Origin of the sequence: Pandoraea sp. NPDC090278, from assembly GCF_044772185.1 — a bacterium.
Classification (GTDB): Bacteria; Pseudomonadota; Gammaproteobacteria; order Burkholderiales; family Burkholderiaceae; genus Pandoraea.
Genome location: NZ_JBIVYJ010000009.1, coordinates 46,478 through 66,537 on the forward strand (window position 1 = coordinate 46,478; position 20,060 = coordinate 66,537).

General features: G+C 64.2%; 19 protein-coding genes. 9 read left to right on the plus strand and 10 right to left on the minus strand.

Translation table 11 applies throughout. The features are described from left to right. Nucleotides 1-122 precede the first annotated feature (122 nt). Nucleotides 123-1,580, minus strand: a complete 1,458-nt coding sequence (locus tag ACIQWO_RS25705; protein WP_402830254.1) for a hypothetical protein — start codon at nucleotides 1,578-1,580, stop codon at nucleotides 123-125. A 393-nt stretch (nucleotides 1,581-1,973) separates the two neighbouring features. Between ACIQWO_RS25705 and ACIQWO_RS25710 the strand changes: the two genes are divergently transcribed. After that, a complete protein-coding gene (locus ACIQWO_RS25710; RefSeq protein WP_402830256.1) occupies nucleotides 1,974-2,621 on the plus strand; it encodes a hypothetical protein in 648 nt (215 codons plus the stop codon). A 95-nt stretch (nucleotides 2,622-2,716) separates the two neighbouring features. Here ACIQWO_RS25710 and fba read toward each other — a convergent pair whose 3' ends face one another. From fba to ACIQWO_RS25735, 5 genes are all read right to left on the minus strand, one after another. Next, nucleotides 2,717-3,781, minus strand: a complete 1,065-nt coding sequence (fba, locus tag ACIQWO_RS25715) for a class II fructose-bisphosphate aldolase (protein WP_039396607.1) — start codon at nucleotides 3,779-3,781, stop codon at nucleotides 2,717-2,719. A 132-nt stretch (nucleotides 3,782-3,913) separates the two neighbouring features. Beyond that, on the minus strand, nucleotides 3,914-5,347 hold the full coding sequence (pyk, locus tag ACIQWO_RS25720; protein ID WP_402830258.1) for a pyruvate kinase: 1,434 nt from the start codon (nucleotides 5,345-5,347) through the stop codon (nucleotides 3,914-3,916). A gap of 274 nt (nucleotides 5,348-5,621) precedes the next feature. Beyond that, nucleotides 5,622-6,827: a phosphoglycerate kinase gene (locus ACIQWO_RS25725; RefSeq protein WP_402830261.1), complete on the minus strand. Its 1,206-nt coding sequence runs from the start codon at nucleotides 6,825-6,827 to the stop codon at nucleotides 5,622-5,624. An 86-nt stretch (nucleotides 6,828-6,913) separates the two neighbouring features. Continuing rightward, nucleotides 6,914-7,237 (minus strand): AzlD domain-containing protein, encoded by a 324-nt coding sequence (locus ACIQWO_RS25730; RefSeq protein WP_150577214.1) that lies wholly within the window; start codon nucleotides 7,235-7,237, stop codon nucleotides 6,914-6,916. Continuing rightward, a complete protein-coding gene (locus tag ACIQWO_RS25735; RefSeq protein WP_402830388.1) occupies nucleotides 7,237-8,088 on the minus strand; it encodes an AzlC family ABC transporter permease in 852 nt (283 codons plus the stop codon). Before ACIQWO_RS25735 ends, ACIQWO_RS25730 begins: the two co-directional genes overlap by 1 nt. A gap of 455 nt (nucleotides 8,089-8,543) precedes the next feature. Between ACIQWO_RS25735 and ACIQWO_RS25740 the strand changes: the two genes are divergently transcribed. The 5 genes from ACIQWO_RS25740 to ACIQWO_RS25760 all read left to right on the plus strand — a co-directional run bounded on the left by ACIQWO_RS25740 (nucleotide 8,544) and on the right by ACIQWO_RS25760 (nucleotide 12,107). Continuing rightward, nucleotides 8,544-8,738 carry a zinc-finger domain-containing protein gene (locus tag ACIQWO_RS25740; RefSeq protein WP_039396595.1) on the plus strand — a complete coding sequence of 65 codons (195 nt, stop codon included), beginning with the start codon at nucleotides 8,544-8,546 and terminating at the stop codon, nucleotides 8,736-8,738. Nucleotides 8,739-8,817: 79 nt separating this feature from the next. Continuing rightward, the gene (gene waaF / locus ACIQWO_RS25745; RefSeq protein WP_039396594.1) at nucleotides 8,818-9,843 is read left to right on the plus strand and encodes a lipopolysaccharide heptosyltransferase II; all 1,026 of its coding nucleotides are present in this window, start codon (nucleotides 8,818-8,820) and stop codon (nucleotides 9,841-9,843) included. Nucleotides 9,844-9,900: 57 nt separating this feature from the next. Further along, nucleotides 9,901-10,356 (plus strand): nuclear transport factor 2 family protein, encoded by a 456-nt coding sequence (locus ACIQWO_RS25750; protein ID WP_046292789.1) that lies wholly within the window; start codon nucleotides 9,901-9,903, stop codon nucleotides 10,354-10,356. A 16-nt stretch (nucleotides 10,357-10,372) separates the two neighbouring features. Beyond that, the gene (locus ACIQWO_RS25755; protein WP_402830266.1) at nucleotides 10,373-11,404 is read left to right on the plus strand and encodes a YheT family hydrolase; all 1,032 of its coding nucleotides are present in this window, start codon (nucleotides 10,373-10,375) and stop codon (nucleotides 11,402-11,404) included. Nucleotides 11,405-11,447: 43 nt separating this feature from the next. Then, nucleotides 11,448-12,107: a DUF2946 family protein gene (locus tag ACIQWO_RS25760; RefSeq protein WP_402830268.1), complete on the plus strand. Its 660-nt coding sequence runs from the start codon at nucleotides 11,448-11,450 to the stop codon at nucleotides 12,105-12,107. Nucleotides 12,108-12,157: 50 nt separating this feature from the next. Here ACIQWO_RS25760 and ACIQWO_RS25765 read toward each other — a convergent pair whose 3' ends face one another. After that, nucleotides 12,158-13,750, minus strand: coding sequence for a M48 family metalloprotease (locus ACIQWO_RS25765; protein WP_402830270.1), 1,593 nt, complete (start codon nucleotides 13,748-13,750; stop codon nucleotides 12,158-12,160). 185 nt (nucleotides 13,751-13,935) lie between these two features. Here ACIQWO_RS25765 and moaC point away from each other — a divergent pair, with 185 nt between their 5' ends. Then, nucleotides 13,936-14,415: a cyclic pyranopterin monophosphate synthase MoaC gene (gene moaC, locus ACIQWO_RS25770; RefSeq protein WP_150665936.1), complete on the plus strand. Its 480-nt coding sequence runs from the start codon at nucleotides 13,936-13,938 to the stop codon at nucleotides 14,413-14,415. Here moaC and ACIQWO_RS25775 read toward each other — a convergent pair whose 3' ends face one another. Further along, nucleotides 14,416-15,294: an EamA family transporter gene (locus ACIQWO_RS25775; RefSeq protein WP_402830272.1), complete on the minus strand. Its 879-nt coding sequence runs from the start codon at nucleotides 15,292-15,294 to the stop codon at nucleotides 14,416-14,418. A gap of 79 nt (nucleotides 15,295-15,373) precedes the next feature. On the opposite strand from ACIQWO_RS25775, the gene ACIQWO_RS25780 reads away from it, so the two are divergent. Then, nucleotides 15,374-15,907 carry a MarR family winged helix-turn-helix transcriptional regulator gene (locus tag ACIQWO_RS25780; RefSeq protein WP_402830274.1) on the plus strand — a complete coding sequence of 178 codons (534 nt, stop codon included), beginning with the start codon at nucleotides 15,374-15,376 and terminating at the stop codon, nucleotides 15,905-15,907. 79 nt (nucleotides 15,908-15,986) lie between these two features. On the opposite strand, the gene ACIQWO_RS25785 is transcribed toward ACIQWO_RS25780, so the two are convergent. After that, nucleotides 15,987-17,198: a nitrate/nitrite transporter gene (locus ACIQWO_RS25785; RefSeq protein WP_402830276.1), complete on the minus strand. Its 1,212-nt coding sequence runs from the start codon at nucleotides 17,196-17,198 to the stop codon at nucleotides 15,987-15,989. A gap of 102 nt (nucleotides 17,199-17,300) precedes the next feature. On the opposite strand from ACIQWO_RS25785, the gene ACIQWO_RS25790 reads away from it, so the two are divergent. Beyond that, on the plus strand, nucleotides 17,301-18,233 hold the full coding sequence (locus ACIQWO_RS25790) for a LysR substrate-binding domain-containing protein (protein ID WP_402830279.1): 933 nt from the start codon (nucleotides 17,301-17,303) through the stop codon (nucleotides 18,231-18,233). Between the two features lie 167 nt (nucleotides 18,234-18,400). Here ACIQWO_RS25790 and groL read toward each other — a convergent pair whose 3' ends face one another. Continuing rightward, nucleotides 18,401-20,047: a chaperonin GroEL gene (gene groL, locus ACIQWO_RS25795; protein WP_150577223.1), complete on the minus strand. Its 1,647-nt coding sequence runs from the start codon at nucleotides 20,045-20,047 to the stop codon at nucleotides 18,401-18,403. Nucleotides 20,048-20,060: the final 13 nt, after the last annotated feature.

The following is a 20,060-nucleotide window of genomic DNA, read 5'->3' on the forward strand; positions in this document are numbered from 1 at the left end:
CGTAATTATACGCGCGTCGTGGGTCGTTTCACGAAGATGTCGGTCCGGTGAGTCGATGGAGTCGTCTGGGGCCGCCATCTTCTCATCCCGTGGGCCGCGCGCCGCCTTTGCCCTTCGACGACTTAGACCGGCCAGCGGCGGAACTGCGCTTCCAGCCGCGACTTTTCGGACGCCCGGACCAGCAGCGCCACGACCGGCGCACGCGAAACAGGATTCGACAGGGGCTTCGACGCCCCCAGACAGTGCCGGTACCAGCCAGCCACCGAACTGACGTCGTAATACTTGTTGTCGCAGGTGAGGCCGTAGTCGTCGAACGACACGAGCCGCACGGCATTCGGGTCATTGACCGCAATGGCCTCCTGCGAGATCCGGTCCGTGTGGCCATCGATGTATGCGGCCGACAGGAAGCGGATGCCGTTCAGCACGTCGAGTTCGTCTCGCAACCACAGCATGGCGGTACCGGGTGGCAAGCCGCCCGACGCCAGCAATGGCGACACCTTCTCGAAGTTCGCTTCGAGATAGTCGGCGAGTCGGCGGCGTCCCGGTTGACTTTGCCAGTCGATCTTGACCCCAAGGTCTTTCCCCATCAGTTGCTGCCTGAGGATGTGCACGCGGCGCTCGCTGCGCGTGTCGCCCCGCCCCGGCTCGCGCAGCATGGTCGTAAGCCGGGACAGTTCCGCGATCAGGTCGAAGCTGCGCGCCGCCACATTGATGTGGTGATCGCTGGCTTCGGCGCGCTGCCGGACGACTTCGTGCGCAAGCAGGCTGCGCAGCCGGGCGTCGCCACCACGCAATTGGAGCGCCGCGCTGGCAATCACTGCGCACGGCCGGGCAATCCCCCGCTCCGAGCAGACGAGTGGGATCTTGCCCGGATGCTGCCGCATAAAATCCGCCACGCCTTTACCGGCGCGCCAGAGCGCCGCACCGTCGATCTGGGTGTCGAAGCGCTCCATGCCCGTGAACTCCATGAACTGCACGTGCGACAGCCCCCCATCGAGATGGCCAGGTGTCACGGACGGCGGCATGCCAGCGTCCCCGCCTGCGTCCGGTGCGCTGTGTCGGCCGCCCCGGCGTGTCACGCGGGTGATGTAATCGCCGATCGGACGCTCCCGATAGCCCGCCCCGTCAGACGCACTGCCGTCGCGCGGCCGTTGCATCGTGCCCGGCTCGACGCAGAAGATCGCGCCGATCTGCGGATTCATCTTGAGCATGTGGGTGAGGCTGCGCGCTTCGGCCGGTGTCGCCGTCGGCCCCACGATGAAACGGTGACCCTCCAGTTCCAGCAGGCCGAAGCGGGTGCACTCGCCGTCCACGCGAATAAGCTTCGCCGTGTTCACGCCATACCGCTCGACCCACGCTTGGGCCGTCTCGCGCAGCGGCACCGCCCAGTCGGGTGTCGGGTCGTCGCACTCCCAAAGCGATATCTGAGAGGCGGCTGCGGTGCCCTGGCTGGATACGGCAGGGTCTCGGAGATCGTGCGACTTGGCACGCTTACAGTCCGCCGCCATCGTCGTGCGCATCTCCAACGACGTCGAGTCGGTCGCTGAGGACGCCTGAGGCATTTGGGACGCTTGGGACACGCCGCGTGTCCCGGCCGTCGATGGATCAGGATGGCGGGTACCGGTCAGCGTGCTGGCCATCTCGTGGGCGCGCGCGGACGGTGGAGATGCTTCGGGTCTCGAAAATCCAAAACACAGGGTCATTGTCTTGGGGAAGCGATTGAACGGCATCGATAACTCCGGGGCGCCCGGAACGGGCAGGTTGACGGGAGGCAGGAGACTGCCACGCGTCATCCCCCCGGACTTCCGGGAACGGGTGGATGCCTGTCGTTTCGCACCGGTAATGGGGCGCAGGACGGCCGCGGGACGGAACGCACAACGAACCGCTGTTAGGTCCGTCGACCGGCCCGGATGTTACCTACAATGGAAACGTTCACCCGACCAAAGTGGCCTGACGAGGCCGAGGGGGCTGCCATGACGATCTTATCGACACCGCGCACTGTCCGGCAGCCATGCATCGGACGAATGGGGGGATGGCCTGACGACGACGGCTGCGCAGCCATGTTCGGCCGCTTCGCCTCAGCCGCGCTCGCTGCCGTCGCCCTGCTTTCACTCTCAAACGCACCGGCGCTGGCGCAGACGGCCGCCCCGACGGTCGCACCCCAGACCCAGCACGCCCCCGTCCATCGGGCAACGCCACCCCGCGCGGCTTCCGCCGGGAGCGCGGCCGAGGCCAGCGAGCGCCCTGTCCTGCCACGGCTGATCGCCATTGCGCCACCGGACGACGACGACGATGTCATCCCCCGCTTCGCTCTCTTTGCAGCGCGCGATATCGAACAGTTGGGATTGCAATTTCCGGCACAGGCGGCCAATGGGACATCCGGATCGACGGACACCGAGGTCATCATCACGATGAGCCTGCGCGACAGCGCGACCACACGCATGCGCGACTTCTCGCGTCAGCATATGAACGAACCGATGACGCTGATCGTCGACGGCGTGGAGATGATCACCGCGACCATCCGCTCCGAGCTGGGCGGCAAATTCCAGTTGCAGATGCCAAAAGAAAAGGCCCGGCTTCTGTTCCAGCGCGTGCTGGCAAAAGCCGGGCCTGCGACCTGAGGGGGCGTGGGCATCTGACGTTCGTCAGCGTCCTCCCCTCGCAGGTCGGGCATTTCGCCGTCCGGGGTAACCCGGCGCGACGACAATGCGCGTATTTACTTCACGATCTGAGCGAGATCGCCGCTCTTGTACTTCTCGGCCATCTTGTCGAGCGAGACCGTCTTGATCTTGCCAGCCTGACCTTCGCAGCCGAACGACAGGTAGCGCGCCTTGCAAACCTGCTTAGCGGCTTCGCGAGCGGGCTTCAGGTAGTCGCGCGGGTCGAACTTGCTCGGGTTTTCGAACAGATAGCGACGGATCGCGCCGGTCATGGCCAGGCGGATGTCGGTATCGATGTTGATCTTGCGCACGCCGTGCTTGATGCCTTCGACGATCTCTTCGACCGGCACGCCGTACGTTTCCTTCATGTCGCCACCGAATTCACGGATCTCGGCGAGCAGTTCCTGCGGCACCGACGACGAACCGTGCATCACCAGGTGGGTGTTCGGAATGCGGCGGTGGATTTCCTTGATGCGGTCGATGGCGAGAATGTCGCCCGTCGGCTTGCGGCTGAACTTGTAAGCACCGTGCGAGGTACCGATGGCGATGGCCAGCGCGTCGCATTGCGTCTGGTGCACGAAGTCGGCGGCCTGATCCGGATCGGTCAGCAGTTGCTCGCGGGTCATCGTGCCGTCGGCACCGTGACCGTCTTCCTTGTCGCCCTTCATCGTTTCGAGCGAACCCAGCACGCCCAGCTCGGCTTCCACCGTCACGCCGATGTAGTGCGAGAACTCGACCACCTTGCGCGACACTTCGACGTTGTACTCGTAGCTGGCGACCGACTTGCCGTCCGCTTCGAGCGAACCGTCCATCATCACGCTCGAGAAACCGCTCTTGATCGCGGCCATACACACCGCCGGCGACTGGCCGTGATCCTGGTGCATCACGACCGGGATATGCGGGTAGGCTTCCACGGCTGCCGAGATCAGGTGACGCAGGAACGCTTCGCCAGCGTACTTACGAGCACCGGCCGAGGCTTGCATGATGACCGGCGCGCCAACTTCGTCGGCGGCGGCCATGATCGCGGAAACCTGTTCCAGATTGTTGACGTTGAAGGCCGGCAGACCATAGCCGTTTTCGGCGGCGTGGTCGAGCAGCTGTCGCATAGAGACTAGGGGCATGATGTTCTCCTTGGAATCACAAAACTAAGCAAATCTTTCTTCGATCCGGAGGCGCCCCACATGACGACAGCTCGCGCCCGGCGCGGTCGGTGCTGAATGCACCGCCTCGCCGTACTCGCGCGGCCCACTTGGTCATGCCTGGCCCACCTGAACGATCTTCAACGTGTTGGTGCCGCCGGGTTGCCCCATCGGCTCGCCTACCGTCAGCACAATCGTGTCGCCACGCTTTACCACACCGCTCGAGAGCAGCAACTTCTCGGCTTGCTTGAGCGCGTGATCGCGGTCATGCGTGGCGTCGGCGCGCATCGCGTAGACGTTGCGATACAGTGCCATTTTGCGATGGCTGCTCATCTGCGACGTCAGCGCAAAAATCGGCACATGGATCTTGTGACGGGACAGCCACAACGCGGTCGCGCCCGATTCGGTCAGCGCCACGATGGCTTTCGCGCCAAGATGATACGCGGTAAACAGGGCACCGGCCGCAATCGTTTGGTCGATGCGCGTAAAAGTCTGGTTCAACCAGTCGCGATCGAGTTCCACCGTTTCCGAGCGCTCGGCTTCGACGCAAATCGCCGCCATCGCCTCAATCGTCTCGACCGGGTACTTGCCCGCCGCGCTTTCCGCCGACAGCATCACCGCGTCGGTGCCGTCGAGCACCGCGTTGGCGACGTCCGACACTTCGGCACGGGTCGGCACCGGGTTGTGAATCATCGACTCCATCATCTGCGTGGCCGTGATGGTCGTCTTGTTCATCTCGCGCGCGAGCTTGATCATGCGCTTTTGCAGCGCCGGCACGGCCGCATTGCCGACTTCGATGGCCAGGTCGCCACGCGCGACCATGATGCAGTCCGAGGCCGCCAGAATCTCTTCGAGGGCCGGAATCGCTTCCGCACGCTCGATCTTCGCGATCATCAGCGGCTTGATGCCGAACGGCTCGCCCGCCACGTTCGCCAGACGCCGCGCCATTTCCATGTCGGTAGCGTTCTTCGGGAACGAGACCGCGACGTAATCGGCGCCCAGCGCCATCGCGGTCTTGATGTCTTCCATGTCTTTCGACGTGAGCGCCGGTGCCGTCAGCCCGCCGCCCTGGCGGTTGATGCCCTTGTTGTTCGACAGGTCACCGCCGACCTTCACGGTCGTGTGGATCTCGCTGCCGAGCACGCGGTCGACGATCAGCACGATCAGGCCGTCGTTGAGCAGCAGGACGTCGCCCGTGCGCACGTCGCGCGGCAGTTCCTTGTAGTCCAGCCCGACGCGCTCGTCGTTACCGAGTTCGCACTCGCTGTCCAGAATGAACTTGGCGCCGGCTTCGAGCGTGGTCTTGCCGTTCTCGAACTTGCCGACGCGAATCTTCGGGCCCTGCAGGTCGGCCATGATGGCCACTTCGCGGCCCGCCGCCTTGGCAGCCGCGCGCACCATTTCGGCGCGCTCGATGTGGTCCTGCGCCTTGCCGTGCGAGAAGTTCAGGCGAACGACGTCGACGCCTGCGGCGATCATGCGCGAAAGCACTTCCGGCGTGCTCGATGCCGGACCGATGGTGGCGACGATCTTGGTGGAGCGGTTCATTACATCCATCTCTTCATCCTCTTTGGGTAGCAGCGCTTTCGACATTACTGGCGCTTAGAGGTTTGTAACGCAATTAGGCCGCCGCAGGTTAACCAAAAAGTTTGTATTGTCCGTACGAAATCGTTTGATTCGATCTCTAACGTTCGCAATAAAGCGATCGAAACCGCCCTCGGCGAACGTTTTCCGGACCGTCGAACCGCCCTGCAAGCCCCGCTCCACCTGGGTTTGCGCATTTCAGAGCAAACCCAGCACAAATTCCGCGCAATCCGCCCGATCAGTTCGACTGGGCGGCGCGTTGTTCCAGCACGTCGACGGCCGGAAGCGTCTTGCCTTCGAGGAATTCGAGGAAAGCGCCGCCGCCGGTCGAGATGTAGCTGACCTGATCGGCGATACCGTACTTGGCGATGGCCGCGAGCGTGTCGCCACCACCGGCGATCGAGAAGCCCTTGGCTGCGGCGATGGCGCGCGCCAGGGTTTCCGTGCCGTGACCGAACTGGTCGAATTCGAACACGCCGACCGGGCCGTTCCAGACGATGGTGCCCGCGCTGCCCAGTTGCTCGGCCAGCTTGGCGGCCGTTTGCGGGCCGATGTCGAGGATCATGTCGTCGGCGGCCACGTCGGCGGCGGCCTTGACGGTCGCTTCGGCGTTCGCGCTGAATTCCTTCGCGCACACCACGTCCGTCGGGATCGGCACCGATGCGCCGCGTGCGGCCATGGCGTCGATGATTGCCTTGGCTTGCTCGACCAGATCGGCTTCGGCGAGCGACTTACCGATCGGCAGACCGGCGGCCAGCATGAACGTATTGGCGATGCCGCCGCCCACGATCAGTTGGTCGACCTTGTCGGCCAGCGTCTTAAGGATGGTGAGCTTGGTGGAGACCTTCGAGCCAGCCACGATGGCCACGAGCGGACGCGCCGGTGCGTTCAGCGCCTTGCCCAGCGCTTCGAGTTCTGCGGCGAGCAGCGGGCCTGCGCAAGCGACCGGTGCGTACTTGGCGATGCCGTGCGTGGTGGCTTCGGCGCGGTGGGCCGTGCCGAATGCGTCGTTCACATAGACGTCGCACAGCTTGGCCATCTTCTGCGCCAGTTCGTCGTTGTCCTTCTTCTCGCCCTTGTTGACGCGGCAGTTCTCCAGCAGCACGACCGAGCCCGGGGCCAGGTCAAAACCGCCGTCGACCCAGTCAGCGACCAGCTTCACGTCGCGGCCGAGCAATTCCGACAGACGCTTCGCCACCGGGGCGAGCGAGTCGGCGGGCTTGAATTCGCCTTCCGTCGGACGACCCAGATGCGAGGTGACCATCACGGCAGCGCCGGCGTCGAGCGACATCTGGATGGCTGGCACCGAGGCGCGGATACGCGTGTCTTCCGTGATTCGGCCCTCATCGTCTTGCGGCACGTTCATGTCGGCGCGGATGAAGACACGTTTGCCGGCGAGGCGGCCCTGGGCGATCAAATCGGAAAGACGTACGACGGAAGCCATGAGAATCCGGAATAAATAGTGGGAAAAACATGCATTTTAACTGATCCGACCGCCCCGATGCCCATTTTGCAGGTCCGGCGTTCCACCTACAGGAACAGTCGCCCCAGCGTATAAACGACCATCCCGATCACGATCATCTCGATCATGTTCCTACGCCAGATGAACCAGCCCGTGGCCGCCACTGCCGCCGCGAGCTTGTGATTGCCCAGATGCATGGCGAACTGGTGATCGAGCAGCACGACCTCCGGCACGACGATGACCGCAAGCGCCGCCGCCGGTGCGTAGCGCAGCGCGCGTTGCAGGCGTTGCGGCAACGTCACGCGCTCGCCCGCGAGCATGAAGAAGGTGCGCGTGACGATGGTGATGGCCGTCATCGCGACGAAGGCGAACCAGATTTCGAAGGTGCTCATCAGCGACGCTCTCCCGAGGTGCGGCGTTCTTCATGGACGGCGTCCGGCTGCGGTTCGCCGGTCTTCGTCGTCACTGGCGCATTTGCCGCCACGTCGTCCCCCGTCGAAATCGGCACCCGCACCGGATTGGCCAGCGCGAGGCGCTTCGCATGGCGCGACGCCAGTTCGTCGCACACCATGCCCGCGGCCAGCGCGCCGAGCACGCCCAGCACCAGATTGAGGCGATACGGCAAATCGAACGCGAGCACCCCGATGAGCGACGCGAGCGCCACCGCCAGCATCGTCGAGCGGCTGTTGATCGTGTGAACCATCATCGGAATGAGCGCGAGTGTGCCTGCAAACCCCAATCCCCAGCTGTCAGGTACCAGTGCCCCAAGCACGATGCCGAGAATCGACGACACGTGCCACACCGCCCAGTTGGAGAGCGTGATGCCGTAATACGTCCCCTCCTTGCCCGGCACGTAGCCGTTCGCAAAGTTCTGGTTCATGAACATCACGAAACCGAGATCGCCATTGACGTAACCGAGCGCGATGCGACGCGGCAACGACAGATAGGAGAAATGCGGCTGGAGGCCCGCGCTGAAGATCACGAAGCGCAGATTGACGATGCCGACCGTCAGCAGAATCGTCCAGAGCGGCATACCGGCGGCGAAGAGTGGCAGCGAGGCCAGTTGTGCCGACCCTGCGTAGAGCATCAGGCTCATGCCGATGGCCTGCGGCACGGTCAGCACCGATTTGCTCATGGCGACGCCTGTCACCAGACCCCACGAGAAAATGGCAGGCAAAAGCGGCGAGATAATGCGAAATCCGGCCGCGAACCCTTCACGTTCAGCGGCAGGCAAACGAAACATTGACATGGTCGGCTGGGGGGGCAGCGCCGGGGTGAGCGACGCGGTGTCTGGCATTACGGGGCGAAGCGGTCCCGACGGCGCCCGGCACGCCCGAGATGACCACTAGCGGTCACGGCGCCCGCCAGGGTTGCCGGATTGTCTCGTGAATATGTTCATCATTGGCGGCGGACGTCAGGCCATTATAGCCACGGTAAATAGTTACTTAGTACGGGGAAAGCCGTCACTCGCGTGTTTTTTCTGATGCAACGCTGCCGCTGTGGCATACGCGCCACGCGTACCCGACCATGACCGTCGGGGCGGCTAGCCGTCCGCAAAGGGCGGCGGCTGCTTTACAATAGCGTCTTTTGGTAAACGGGCGGACGTCACCCAGTGACCGACACCGTCCGGGCAATCCTCAAAACTTCGGATTCGCGGCCTACCGCGAATTCATCGAATATCACCACGGTCCGAACCCCATGAGCGAAGTCAAACAAATGCCGGTCGTCGAAGTCGGCGCTGAAGATCTCCCGGTCCACTGCCCGAACCCGAAGATGCAGTTCTGGAGCAGCCACCCGCGCGTGTTCATCGACGTGAGCCACGGCGAAGCCGCCTGTGCCTATTGCGGCACGCGCTATCGCCTGAAGCCCGGCACCGTGATCAAGGGTCACTGATCGTCCGTCTTTTTCGTGAAACGGCCCGGTCGCCGGGTCCGTCTCATCGCCACGCTTAACGAATTGAGTCTCCGCCACGATGCATAAAGCCTTGGTGATCGCCCCCAACTGGATTGGGGACGCGCTGATGGCGCAGCCGTTGTTTACCCTGCTCAAGCGTCTGCATCCGCGTCTGACCATCGACGCGATCGCGCCCGGCTGGGTCGCCCCGGTGCTCGAACGCATGCCGGAGATTTCGCGCGTCGTCGCCACCGACCTCGCGCACGGCAAGTTGCAGCCGCTCGAGCGCTACCGGCTCGCGAGCGTGCTGGCCGACGAGGGGTACGACGCCGCCTATGTGCTGCCCAATTCCCTGAAGTCGTCGCTGATTCCGTGGCTGGCGCGCATTCCGCTGCGCATCGGCTACAAGGGCGAGCAGCGCTACGGCCTGCTCAACGTGCGTCACGCCAATCCGCGCAAGGACGAGCGCCCGCCGATGGTGCGGCATTACGCTGCGCTCGCATTCGCACCGGGCGCCAAGCTGCCCGAGACGTTGCCGACGCCGCGCATCGAGGCCGACCTGAACGAATCGGCCCGCGTGTTCGCGCGCTTCGGCCTCGATCTGCGCGTGCCGCTCGTGGTGTTCTGCCCGGGCGCCGAGTTCGGACCAGCCAAGCGCTGGCCGCCGGGACACTTCGCGCAGCTCGCGCAATTGGTGCGCCGTTCGTTCCCGTACGCGCAGATCGTCGCGCTCGGCTCGGGCAAGGATGGTGCGCTGGCCCAGCAAATCGCCGCCGATGCGCCGTTCGTTCGCAATCTTTGCGGGCAGACGTCGCTGGCCGAGGCCTGCGCCCTGCTCGCACGCGCGAACGCCGTGGTGAGCAACGATTCCGGCCTGATGCACGTGACAGCCGCCCTGCGCCGCCCGCAGATCGCCTTGTTCGGTTCGTCCGATCCGCGCCATACGCCGCCGTTGTCCGAGCAGGCGCACATCCTGTGGCTACAATTGGAGTGCAGCCCGTGTTTTGCCCGCGAATGTCCGCTGGGTCACACACGCTGCCTGAACGAGTTGATGCCCGAGCATGTGTTCGCGAATCTGCGCAACATTCTGCTGACGCAGCGCTGAGCGCCGCGCACGGCAAGCTTTCGGTTCGATCCCGGTAACACTCAACGGTAAATCCTCATGCCACGTTTTGTCCGTCTGTTCGATGCCGCCAGTGAAACCATCACGGCCTTTTATGACGCGCTGCGCCGTGGTCAGACGGATCGCGCGATGACGCTCTGGGCGAACGAGGATTTCGTCAGCTACATTCGCGCCGACGGTACGCGCTGGGACGGCCTTGAACAGATCCGCAGCGGTCTCGTCGCCCAGTTCGCGCAGAGTGTCGTGCTGATCGACTCACTCGATACGACCGAGTACGACACCGTCGGCACGGTCGTGCACACGGCGACCGAAGCCATTCGCGTGGGCAAGGAAGACGCCGGGCAAACGACCGCTCAACTCATCCACACGACCTACGTGCTGGTGCACGAGCAAGGCGACTGGCGCTTCGCCCACATCCACTCAAGCCCCCTGCCGCCGCATGCCGTCGAGCAATTCAGCCTGATGATGCACGCGCGTCCGGACGGGCTGCACTAAACCGTACGGTGTTCGCATGACAGCGCGCCCGGCCGTCTTTCTGCCTCAGGATTACCGGCCGCCCCGGTGGTTGCCCGACGGCCACAGCCAGACGATCTATCCCGCGCTGCTGGGCCGCCGCCCGTCGGTCGAGTTCCGCCGCGAGACGTGGGATACGCCCGACGGCGATTTCGTCGACGTCGACTGGCTGGTCGCGCCACCCGCCTCGCAGAAGTCCCCGCCCGCCCCCGACGGTCTCGTCGAAACACCGCTGGTCGTGCTGTTCCACGGTCTCGAAGGGGGGTCGGGCAGCCATTACGCCCGCACCCTGATGCGTGAGGTCGAAGCGCAGGGCTGGCGCGGCGTGATTCCCCACTTTCGCAGTTGCAGCGGACGCATGAATCGCGGCCCGCGCTTCTATCACTCCGGCGACAGCACCGAAATCGACTGGATGTTGCAACGCCTGCGCGCCCACACGTCCGGCCCGATCTTCGCGGCGGGCGTGTCGCTCGGCGGCAATGTGCTGCTGCGCTGGCTCGGCGAGCGCGAGGGGCACGCGACGCAAGTCGTCAGCGCCGCCTGCGCGATCTCCGCCCCGCTCGATCTGCGCGCGGGCGGTCTGGCGCTCTCGCACGGCTTCAACATGGTGTACACGCGCAACTTCCTCGGCACGCTCAAGAAGAAGGCGCTCGCCAAGCTCGATCAGTACCCCGGCCTTTACGACCGCAATCTGATGATGGCCGCGCGCGATCTCGGCGAATTCGATCACGTGGTCACCGCACCGCTGCACGGCTATCACAGCGCGTTCGACTACTACACGCGAGCGTCGAGCAAACCGATTCTGCCCGCCATCGAAGTCCCGACGCTCGTCATCAACGCCCGCAACGACCCGTTCCAACCCGCCAGCGCCCTGCCCGGCGAAGGCGACGTCGGCCGCTTCGTCCAACTGCTGCAACCGGCACATGGCGGACACGTCGGCTTCATGAGCGGGCCGTTTCCGGGCGGGCTGACGTGGATGCCGCATACCGTCGTCGACTACTTCCGTCAATTTCTGCCGTCTGCCGCGTAAGGTGTTCGCAAGGCGTCGGCACACATTAAGGGCTCCTAAGCTAATGGATGAGATCGTTCGACAAGCGATGGCCAAATGGCCCAATGTGCCGCACTGCTACGGCTGGCTCGCGCTCGATCGTCGCGGCCAGTGGCGCATGCGCGACGAACAGGCGCAGGCGGAAGGCACGGCTGGCGACCCGATTCGGCACACCGCGCTAATCGCGTTCATCGCCCGCAATTACGCCAGCGACGATGCCGGACGTTGGTACTTCCAGAACGGCCCGCAACGCGTGTACGTCTCGTTGGCTTACGCACCGTTCGTGGTGCGCCTCACGTGGGACACCGCAGCGAACGACGAACGAGGCGCGCCCGTGCTGACGGATCAGTTGGGCAAGACGTTCGTGCCGCAGGCCTGCCTGCTCGACGAGGATGGCAGCGTCGCCTTTGTGGGGACGAAGGGCTTGGGGGACATGGCGGACGCGACCGCGCCGCTGGCGCTGCTGCACGATCACGATATCGATCTGCTCACGCAGGTGTCGGATCTGGCGCAGGCATTCGAAGTGGCTGAGACGGCAGACGACACGGCGGACGCAAAGGCTGCGGTACGTCTGCATTGGCGCAATGGCGATTCGGAAGATTCGCTGCCGCTGTCCATCGTTCACGCGGGCACGTTGCCGCAGACGTATGGCTTCGAGCGTGACCCGCAGGCACCGGCCGCCTGATTTTCGGCCACACCCCGAAAGACTGCGTGACGGGACGCCCTCGGCGCCCGTCAGCCGAACTGCTTGTTGAATTCCTTCTCGTCTTCCTTATCTTCCTTGTACCGGCGCTGGAACTCGTGCAGTTTCGCGTCGATGGTCGACAGCTCGTAGAAGTCGGCATCCCCGGCGTCGCGCGCGAGCTTGAGCTGACTTACCGCCGCCATCCACTGACCTTGCAGGGCATATTGCTCGGCGAGCGCCTCATGCTGACGCGCCCGTTTGCCGCCCGCAGCCCATGCGCCAGCCAATGCGCGCCACCAGATCGGCTCGCTGCGGTAGCGCTCGACCTGCGATTGCAGGAACTTCGTAGCTTCGGGAACGCGCTGGCTAGCGATGAGCGCGTCTGCGTAGGCCATGTCCGCCGCCTGTGACAACGGGAAGGCTGCGCGCGCCTGCGTGGCGATGCGCAGCGCCTCGTCTGGCTTGCCAGACAGCCTTGCGAGATCGGACGCCAGCACCGCCAGACTCGGCGTGCCCGGCCCGGTGCCGCCGAAGGCCGTACGCGCGCGCTCAAGCGCGTCGCGCGCGGGCTCCCAGCGACGCTGCTTCACTTCGGCCAGCGCCACCGCATACCATGCCCCCGCCACGTTCGGTGCGGTCTGCGTCCGGATAGCGGTACGTTGCGCGTCGGCGATGGCGGCAAAATCGCTCGCCGACTTCTGCTGCAAGACCAGCGAGCGCGCACGCACGAACGCGTATTCCGGCGACTGCTCCGGCTGACGATAACCGGCGCTGCGCGAGCGGTTGAGCATATCGGCGATGCGCTCGGTCGTAAGCGGGTGAGTCCGCACGTATTCCGGCACACCGGCCTCGTTGATCGAATCGGCGCGTTGCAGACGCTCGAAGAAGGTCGGCATCGCATACGTGTCGAAACCGGCGGCCTGCAATAACTGGAAGCCGACCCGATCCGCCTCGCGCTCCGCGTCGCGCGAGAACCGCAGTTGCCGGTCGACGGCCAGCCCCTGCCCGCCCATGGCAATGCCCATCCCAAGGTCCGAGCTGCGCGCGCCGATACCGGCCAGCAAGCCGAGCAGCAGACCGCCCAGCGCAATCCACGAGTTCTGCGCCTGCTGGCCGAGCATGCGGGCGATGTGATGCTGAAGGACGTGCCCCGTCTCGTGCCCGACCACGGAGGCGAGTTCCGACTCGGTTCGCGTGGTGACGATCAGCCCGGTGTTAATGCCGATGAAGCCGCCAGGCAGCGAGAAGGCGTTGATCGCGGCGTCGCGCACGACGAAGAACTCGAAGCTCTGGCTCGCGTCGATGCCGATCTTGCGGGTGGCCGAGACAAGCTTGCTGCCCAGCGCATTGACGTAGTCGGAGAGCAGCAGATCGTTGACGTAATCGGGATCGGCGCGGATCTCGCGCATCACGCGCTCGCCCAGCTTGCGCTCCATCGCGGGCGAAAGGTCGGCGGCCGAACTTTGGCCGAGCGTGGGCAAGCCCTGAGCGACCGCTTGCGTCGGAATGATGGCGGTGGCGAACGTCGTCGCCGTCATCACCGGCAGCATCACGGCGGCAACGATGCGCCGCCAGCGGGCGACGCCATATGAACCTGAATCGAGGGAATTGGGATGACGGGCGTGCGTCGGCATGGACGTCATGGGCGTGGGCGCAGCGTGGCGCTGATCATTCGAGGCTGCTGCTATGATAGCAGCCAGACGCGGACGTTCCGCACCGTCGCCCGAACGATAAAAACATTGGCAAATTCACCGACGCGGGCCACATGATCGCGCACGATCCCAGCCCGGACTCAGACTGATTTCCCGCACTTTCTCAGCATCGACTCATGGCAGAACTCACCCACTTCGACACCGCCGGACAGGCCCACATGGTTGACGTCGGCGGCAAGGACAGCACGCACCGCATCGCGGTCGCGCGCGGCACCATCCGCATGAAGCCGGAAACGCTGGCGCTCATTCGCACCGGCACGGCCAAGAAAGGCGACGTGCTGGGCATCGCCCGCATCGCCGCCATTCAGGGTGCCAAGCGCACAGCCGATCTGATTCCGCTGTGCCATCCGCTCGCTCTCACGCGTGTGACGGTAGAGTTTCTCGTCGACGACGGCGCGAACGCCGTGCACTGTCGCGCGCAGGTCGAGACCATCGGGCGCACCGGCGTCGAAATGGAAGCGCTTACCGCAGTGCAAGTCGGTCTGCTGACGATTTACGACATGTGCAAAGCTGTGGATCGCGGCATGACGATGACCGACGTTCGCGTGCTGGAGAAGCACGGCGGCAAGTCGGGGGATTGGGTCGCGGCGGAGTAATCACGTCCGCGACGCCGTCCACTGCACCGCCAGAATGCTCGCGAAGACCATCGCAAGTCCCACAAATGCCAGTCCTTTGATGGTCTGACCGAGCAGCACCCAGCCGAGCACGACAGCCGTCAACGGACTAAGCAATCCCAGTGACGACACCGCCACCGGCGCAAGACGCGCGATGCCGCGAAACCACAACGCATACGCCAGCAAAGCCCCCGCCATCGAGAGATAGACATACCCTGCCGTCTGCCACCATGTGAGCGATGGCAGCGGGGGATCGGCCAGCAACGCCACCGGCGTCAGCATCAATCCACCCAACAGCAGTTGCCAACCGGTGAGCGCCAGCACCGGCATGCTCAGTCGCCAGCGACGCGTCAGATAGGTGCCTGCCGCCATGCATGCCGCGCCAGCAAGCGCCGCTGCAATGCCGACCGGCTCGAACACCGTCCCCGGCGAAAGCAGCAACACCCCCATCCCGACGACACCGGCAATTGCCGCCCACACCGTCGCCATCAGCGGCCGCCGCTGATCCACGCCCCACGCCAGCCCCATGACCAGCAACGGCTGAATCGCGCCGACGACCGCCGCCAGACCACCCGGTAACCGGTACGCCGCGACGAACAGCAGCGCCTGAAATGCGCCGATGTTCAGTGCGGAGAGCGTCAGCAATCGCGCCCAGTCGCTGCGCGCAGGCCAGCGTCGCGCGTAGAGCAAGAGCAGCAATCCCGAGGGCAGCACGCGAATCAGCGCCGCCGTGAATGGCCGGTCGGGGGGCAACACCTGCGTCGTCACGATGTAGGTCGATCCCCAGATCATCGGGGCGAGTGCCGTGAAGAGCACATCCAGCCACGCGGTGCTCGTCGTCTGTGCAGAAATTCGGGTCATCGCAATTTATCTTCAATTCAAGATAAATCGAAGTTTGGTATCATTTTGTCTTGATGTCAAGATAAAAGGAGTTAGCAACATGACGAAGCGATCACCGGGGAATGCGGGGAATGAGATTAACGGCGACGCGGTCGACAGCATCCTCGCGCAGTGGCATCGCGAGCGTCCGGATCTGGACGTGTCGCCCATGGGCGTGATTGGCCGCCTCAAACGGTGCGCGGCGCTCGTTCAACAGCAGCTCGACGCCACGTTTGCCGAGTTCGATATGAGCGGGTGGGAGTTCGATATGCTGGCGACGCTGCGTCGCTCCGGTGCACCTTACCGGCTCGCGCCGACGGCGCTCTTCTCCACGCTAATGGTGACGTCGGGCACCATGACGCATCGGTTGCAGCGTCTCGAAGCGCGCGGCTGGATCGCGCGCGTGCCGAACCCGGACGATGCGCGCAGCACGCTCGTCCAACTGACCGGCGACGGCTTCGCCCTGATCGAACGTGCGGTCGAAGCGCACGTGGCCAACGAACACCGCATGCTCGCACCGCTCACCAAAGCGACGCTGATCAACGTTGAGTCCGGGCTGAGCGACTGGCTAAAGGCGCTGGAAGGCGTGAAGTGAGCTGCTAAGTCAGGTTGTCTCGACGTCAAGAAAAAGGCTCGCGATGGCGAGCCTTTCGAGTTGTAGCGTATCGCTCGGATCAGGCCGTTGCGACCTTGCCGACGCTCTGGCGTTGCGGCCAGAAGTACCACACCGCACCGACCACTTGCAGCACGATCAGTACCGTCCACGCCGAGAAGTGACCCTCCGGGCTATGCGCCGCGTACGCGCCGAGTACCGCGCCGACGCCGACCTGACACAGGAAGATCAGCAGGAAGATGACGAGGGTGAGCGACGTGTTGACGCGTCCGATCAGCGTGCCGTGGAAGTACTCCGCGAGCACAGCGTAAGACAGAATGCCCGTACCGCCGAAGATGCCGTAAGCGGCCCACAGCCAGACCGGCGGAATCGGCGTGCGCAGCATCAGCAACAACTGCACCACGACGAACAGCACCATGCCGACGCCGGAGAAAGCGAACACGCTCACCCCCCGACGCTCCAGCGAGCGAGCAGCCGCCCCGAACACCACGCTGCCCGCCATCATCGCCAGCCCCACGACCGACACGAGCGACGCCGCTTCCGCCGCCGACAACCCCTCGACGTCACGCATGAACGGCGCCATCCACAGCGACTGCATTGCGTAGAACACGCCCTGCGTGATACCCGAGAGCGACGTCACTTTCCAGAACATCGCGCTGCCGAGCACCTGACGCACGCCCTGCAACGCCTCCGACAAGCCGCCCTGCGCATGCGAACCGGGCTTCTCCGGCGCACCGAACCATAGTGCGACAGACATGAACACCGTGAGCGCGGCCAGTCCGAACGACACCACGCGCCAGTCCGTCAGCCCGAGCAGCCAGTTCAAAGGCGTGCCGACGACCACACCGCCCAGACCACCTACGGCCATCACCAGCCCGTTAAGCAACGGCAGACGCGCCACCGGAAACCACTGCGCCAGCGCCTTGAACGCGCTGCCCAGACACACCGACACGCCCACACCAATGAGCAGACGACCGACCATCAGCGCGCCAACGCCGTGTGCCAGTCCGAACAACGCCGCACCGGCCGCCGCGAGCAGCAACACCAGCGACGACACCCGGCGCGGCCCGAACTTGTCGAGCAGCACGCCCGCGGGCAATTGCGCACCGGCAAAACCGAGGAAATAGAGGCTCGTGAGCAGGCCGAGATCGGCAGACGAGAGACCGAGGTCGCGCGTCATGAACGGCGCAAACCCGATGTTCACACCGCGGTACACGTATGAGACGAAGTATCCGCAGGCGAACAGCACGAAAATTCGAAGTGCTTTCGACATGGAGTAAACCCTAGTGAATTGCTTGGGTATCGATTGTCGGTGCAAGCGCGATGTGAAGCCAACGAAACCTTTGTGCTCGCATTGTGAGTAAAATTTGACATCATGTTCCAACACCTCCCTCCCCTCCAATCCCTGCGTGCGCTTGAGGCCGCCGTGCGTCACCGGAGCTTTACCCGCGCCGCCGAGGAATTGAATTTGACGCACAGTGCTGTCAGCCACCACATGCGCTCGCTGGAGCAGCAATTGGGCACGGCGCTGTTCCGGCGGGTGGGCGCGCGAATGATTCCGACGAGCGTCGGGGCGCGTCTGGCCGAGCGGGTGCGCATCGGCATGACGGAACTGGACGAGGCGATGAACGAAGCCAAAGCGGGCATTACGCCAGACGCCACGCCCGCCATCGTCCGTCTGGAAATCAGCGTGATGACCGATCTGGCTGCGCAATGGCTGATTCCCCGGCTCGACCGCTTCAGCAAACTTCACCCGGGCATCGATCTGGTCGTGCGCATTCACGCGGACATCTCGGCCCCGGATCCTTATTCCGTCGACGTCGGCATCTGGCATCAACGCGTGGAAACGCCGGGGTTCGTCACCCGAAAATTGCTCGACGACTTCGTCATTGCCGTGTGCAGCCCGGAACTGATCGCCAGTGTCCCGGGTTTCACGGTCGCCGATACGCCCAAGCTGCCGATGCTGCGCTTCGCCTACCGATCCTGGCGCGACTGGCAAGTGGCTGCCGGATTACCGCCGCATGAGCCGACGCGCGGACCGATCTTCGACGATTCGGGGCTGCTGTTGCGCGCAGCGCTCGCAGGACATGGCGTGGCCACGGCGCGCAGCTTACTGGTGCGCGACACGCTGGCGTCGGGGGAGCTGGTGCAGATCGGCGACGTGCGGATTCCGCCGAGTCTGGAGTACCACGTGAGCTGGCGGGAGAATCATCCTCGCGAGCGGGCGATTCACGCCTTCTGGGACTGGATGCAGGACGAGATCGCGGCCACGGTGCCGTTGATGCCGTCGCCGATCAAATCCGCGTAAATCAACACGTCTGAAGCGCGCATAAAAAAACGGCAACGAATTCCGAGGAGTTCGTTGCCGTTTCAGGCGTAGGCTTCGGTGCGCGGATCGAGATCCTTGCGCGAAGCCCGACAGCCGGGCATTCGGGGCGCCTTGCGGCACCCCGGTCATGCAGTCTCTTGCGAGACTTACATGCCCATGCCCATGCCGCCCATACCGCCCATGTCGCCCATACCGCCGGCCATCGGAGCATCTTCCTTCGGCAGTTCGGCAACGGCGCAGTCGGTCGTCAGGAGCAGGCCCGACACCGAAGCGGCGTTTTGCAGTGCGGTGCGGGTGACCTTGGTCGGGTCCACAACGCCCATTTCCACCAGATCGCCGTACTCACCCGACGATGCGTTGTAGCCGTAGTTGCCCTTGCCTGCAACAACGTTAGCCACGACGACGCTGGCTTCTTCGCCACCGTTGGTGACGATCTGACGCAGCGGCTCTTCCATCGCGCGCAGCACGATCTTGATACCGGCGTCCTGGTCAGCGTTGGCACCCTTAAGGTCCGACACGGCCACGCGAGCACGCAGCAGCGCAACGCCGCCGCCCGGGACGATGCCTTCTTCCACGGCAGCGCGGGTAGCGTGCAGCGCGTCTTCCACGCGTGCCTTCTTTTCCTTCATTTCGACTTCGGTTGCAGCACCGACCTTGATCACGGCAACACCGCCGGCCAGCTTGGCCACGCGCTCTTGCAGCTTTTCACGGTCGTAGTCGCTGGTGGCTTCTTCGATCTGGGCGCGGATCTGCTTGACGCGCGCTTCGATGTTCACGGCTTCACCGGCGCCATCGATGATGATGGTGTTTTCCTTGCCGATTTCGATGCGCTTGGCTTGACCCAGCTCAGCCAGCGTAGCCTTTTCCAGCGTCAGGCCGATTTCTTCGGCGATGACCTGGCCGCCCGTCAGGATGGCGATGTCTTCCAGCATGGCCTTGCGGCGGTCGCCGAAGCCCGGTGCCTTGACGGCGCAGGTCTTCAGGATGCCACGGATGTTGTTGACCACCAGCGTTGCCAGGGCTTCGCCCTCGACGTCTTCGGCGATGATCAGCAGCGGACGGCCAGCCTTGGCGACTTGCTCGAGCACCGGCAGCAGGTCACGGATGTTCGACACCTTCTTGTCGAACAGCAGGACGAACGGGTTCTCCAGGATCGCGACTTGCTTTTCCGGGGTGTTGATGAAGTACGGCGAGAGGTAGCCGCGGTCGAATTGCATACCTTCGACGACGTCCAGCTCGTCTTGCAGCGACTTGCCGTCTTCGACGGTGATCACGCCTTCCTTGCCGACCTTGTCCATTGCCTTGGCAATGTAGTCACCGATCGAGGTGTCGCTGTTGGCCGAGATCGAGCCGACTTGAGCGATTTCCTTGTTCGTGGTGCAGGGCTTGCTGATCTTGCGCAGTTCTTCGATAGCAGCGGCGACAGCCTTGTCGATACCGCGCTTCAGGTCCATCGGGTTCATGCCCGAGGCAACGTACTTCATGCCTTCGCGAACGATCGACTGAGCCAGCACCGTTGCGGTGGTGGTACCGTCGCCGGCGTTGTCGCTGGTCTTGGAAGCCACTTCCTTGACCATTTGCGCGCCCATGTTCTGGAGCTTGTCCTTGAGTTCGATTTCCTTGGCGACCGACACACCGTCCTTGGTCACGGTCGGGCCGCCGAAGCTGCGCTCGAGCACGACGTTACGACCCTTCGGGCCCAGGGTCACCTTGACGGCGTTAGCGAGGATGTTGACACCCTCAACCATCTTGGAACGAGCGGCATCGCCGAAAACGACTTCTTTAGCTGCCATTGCATTAACTCCT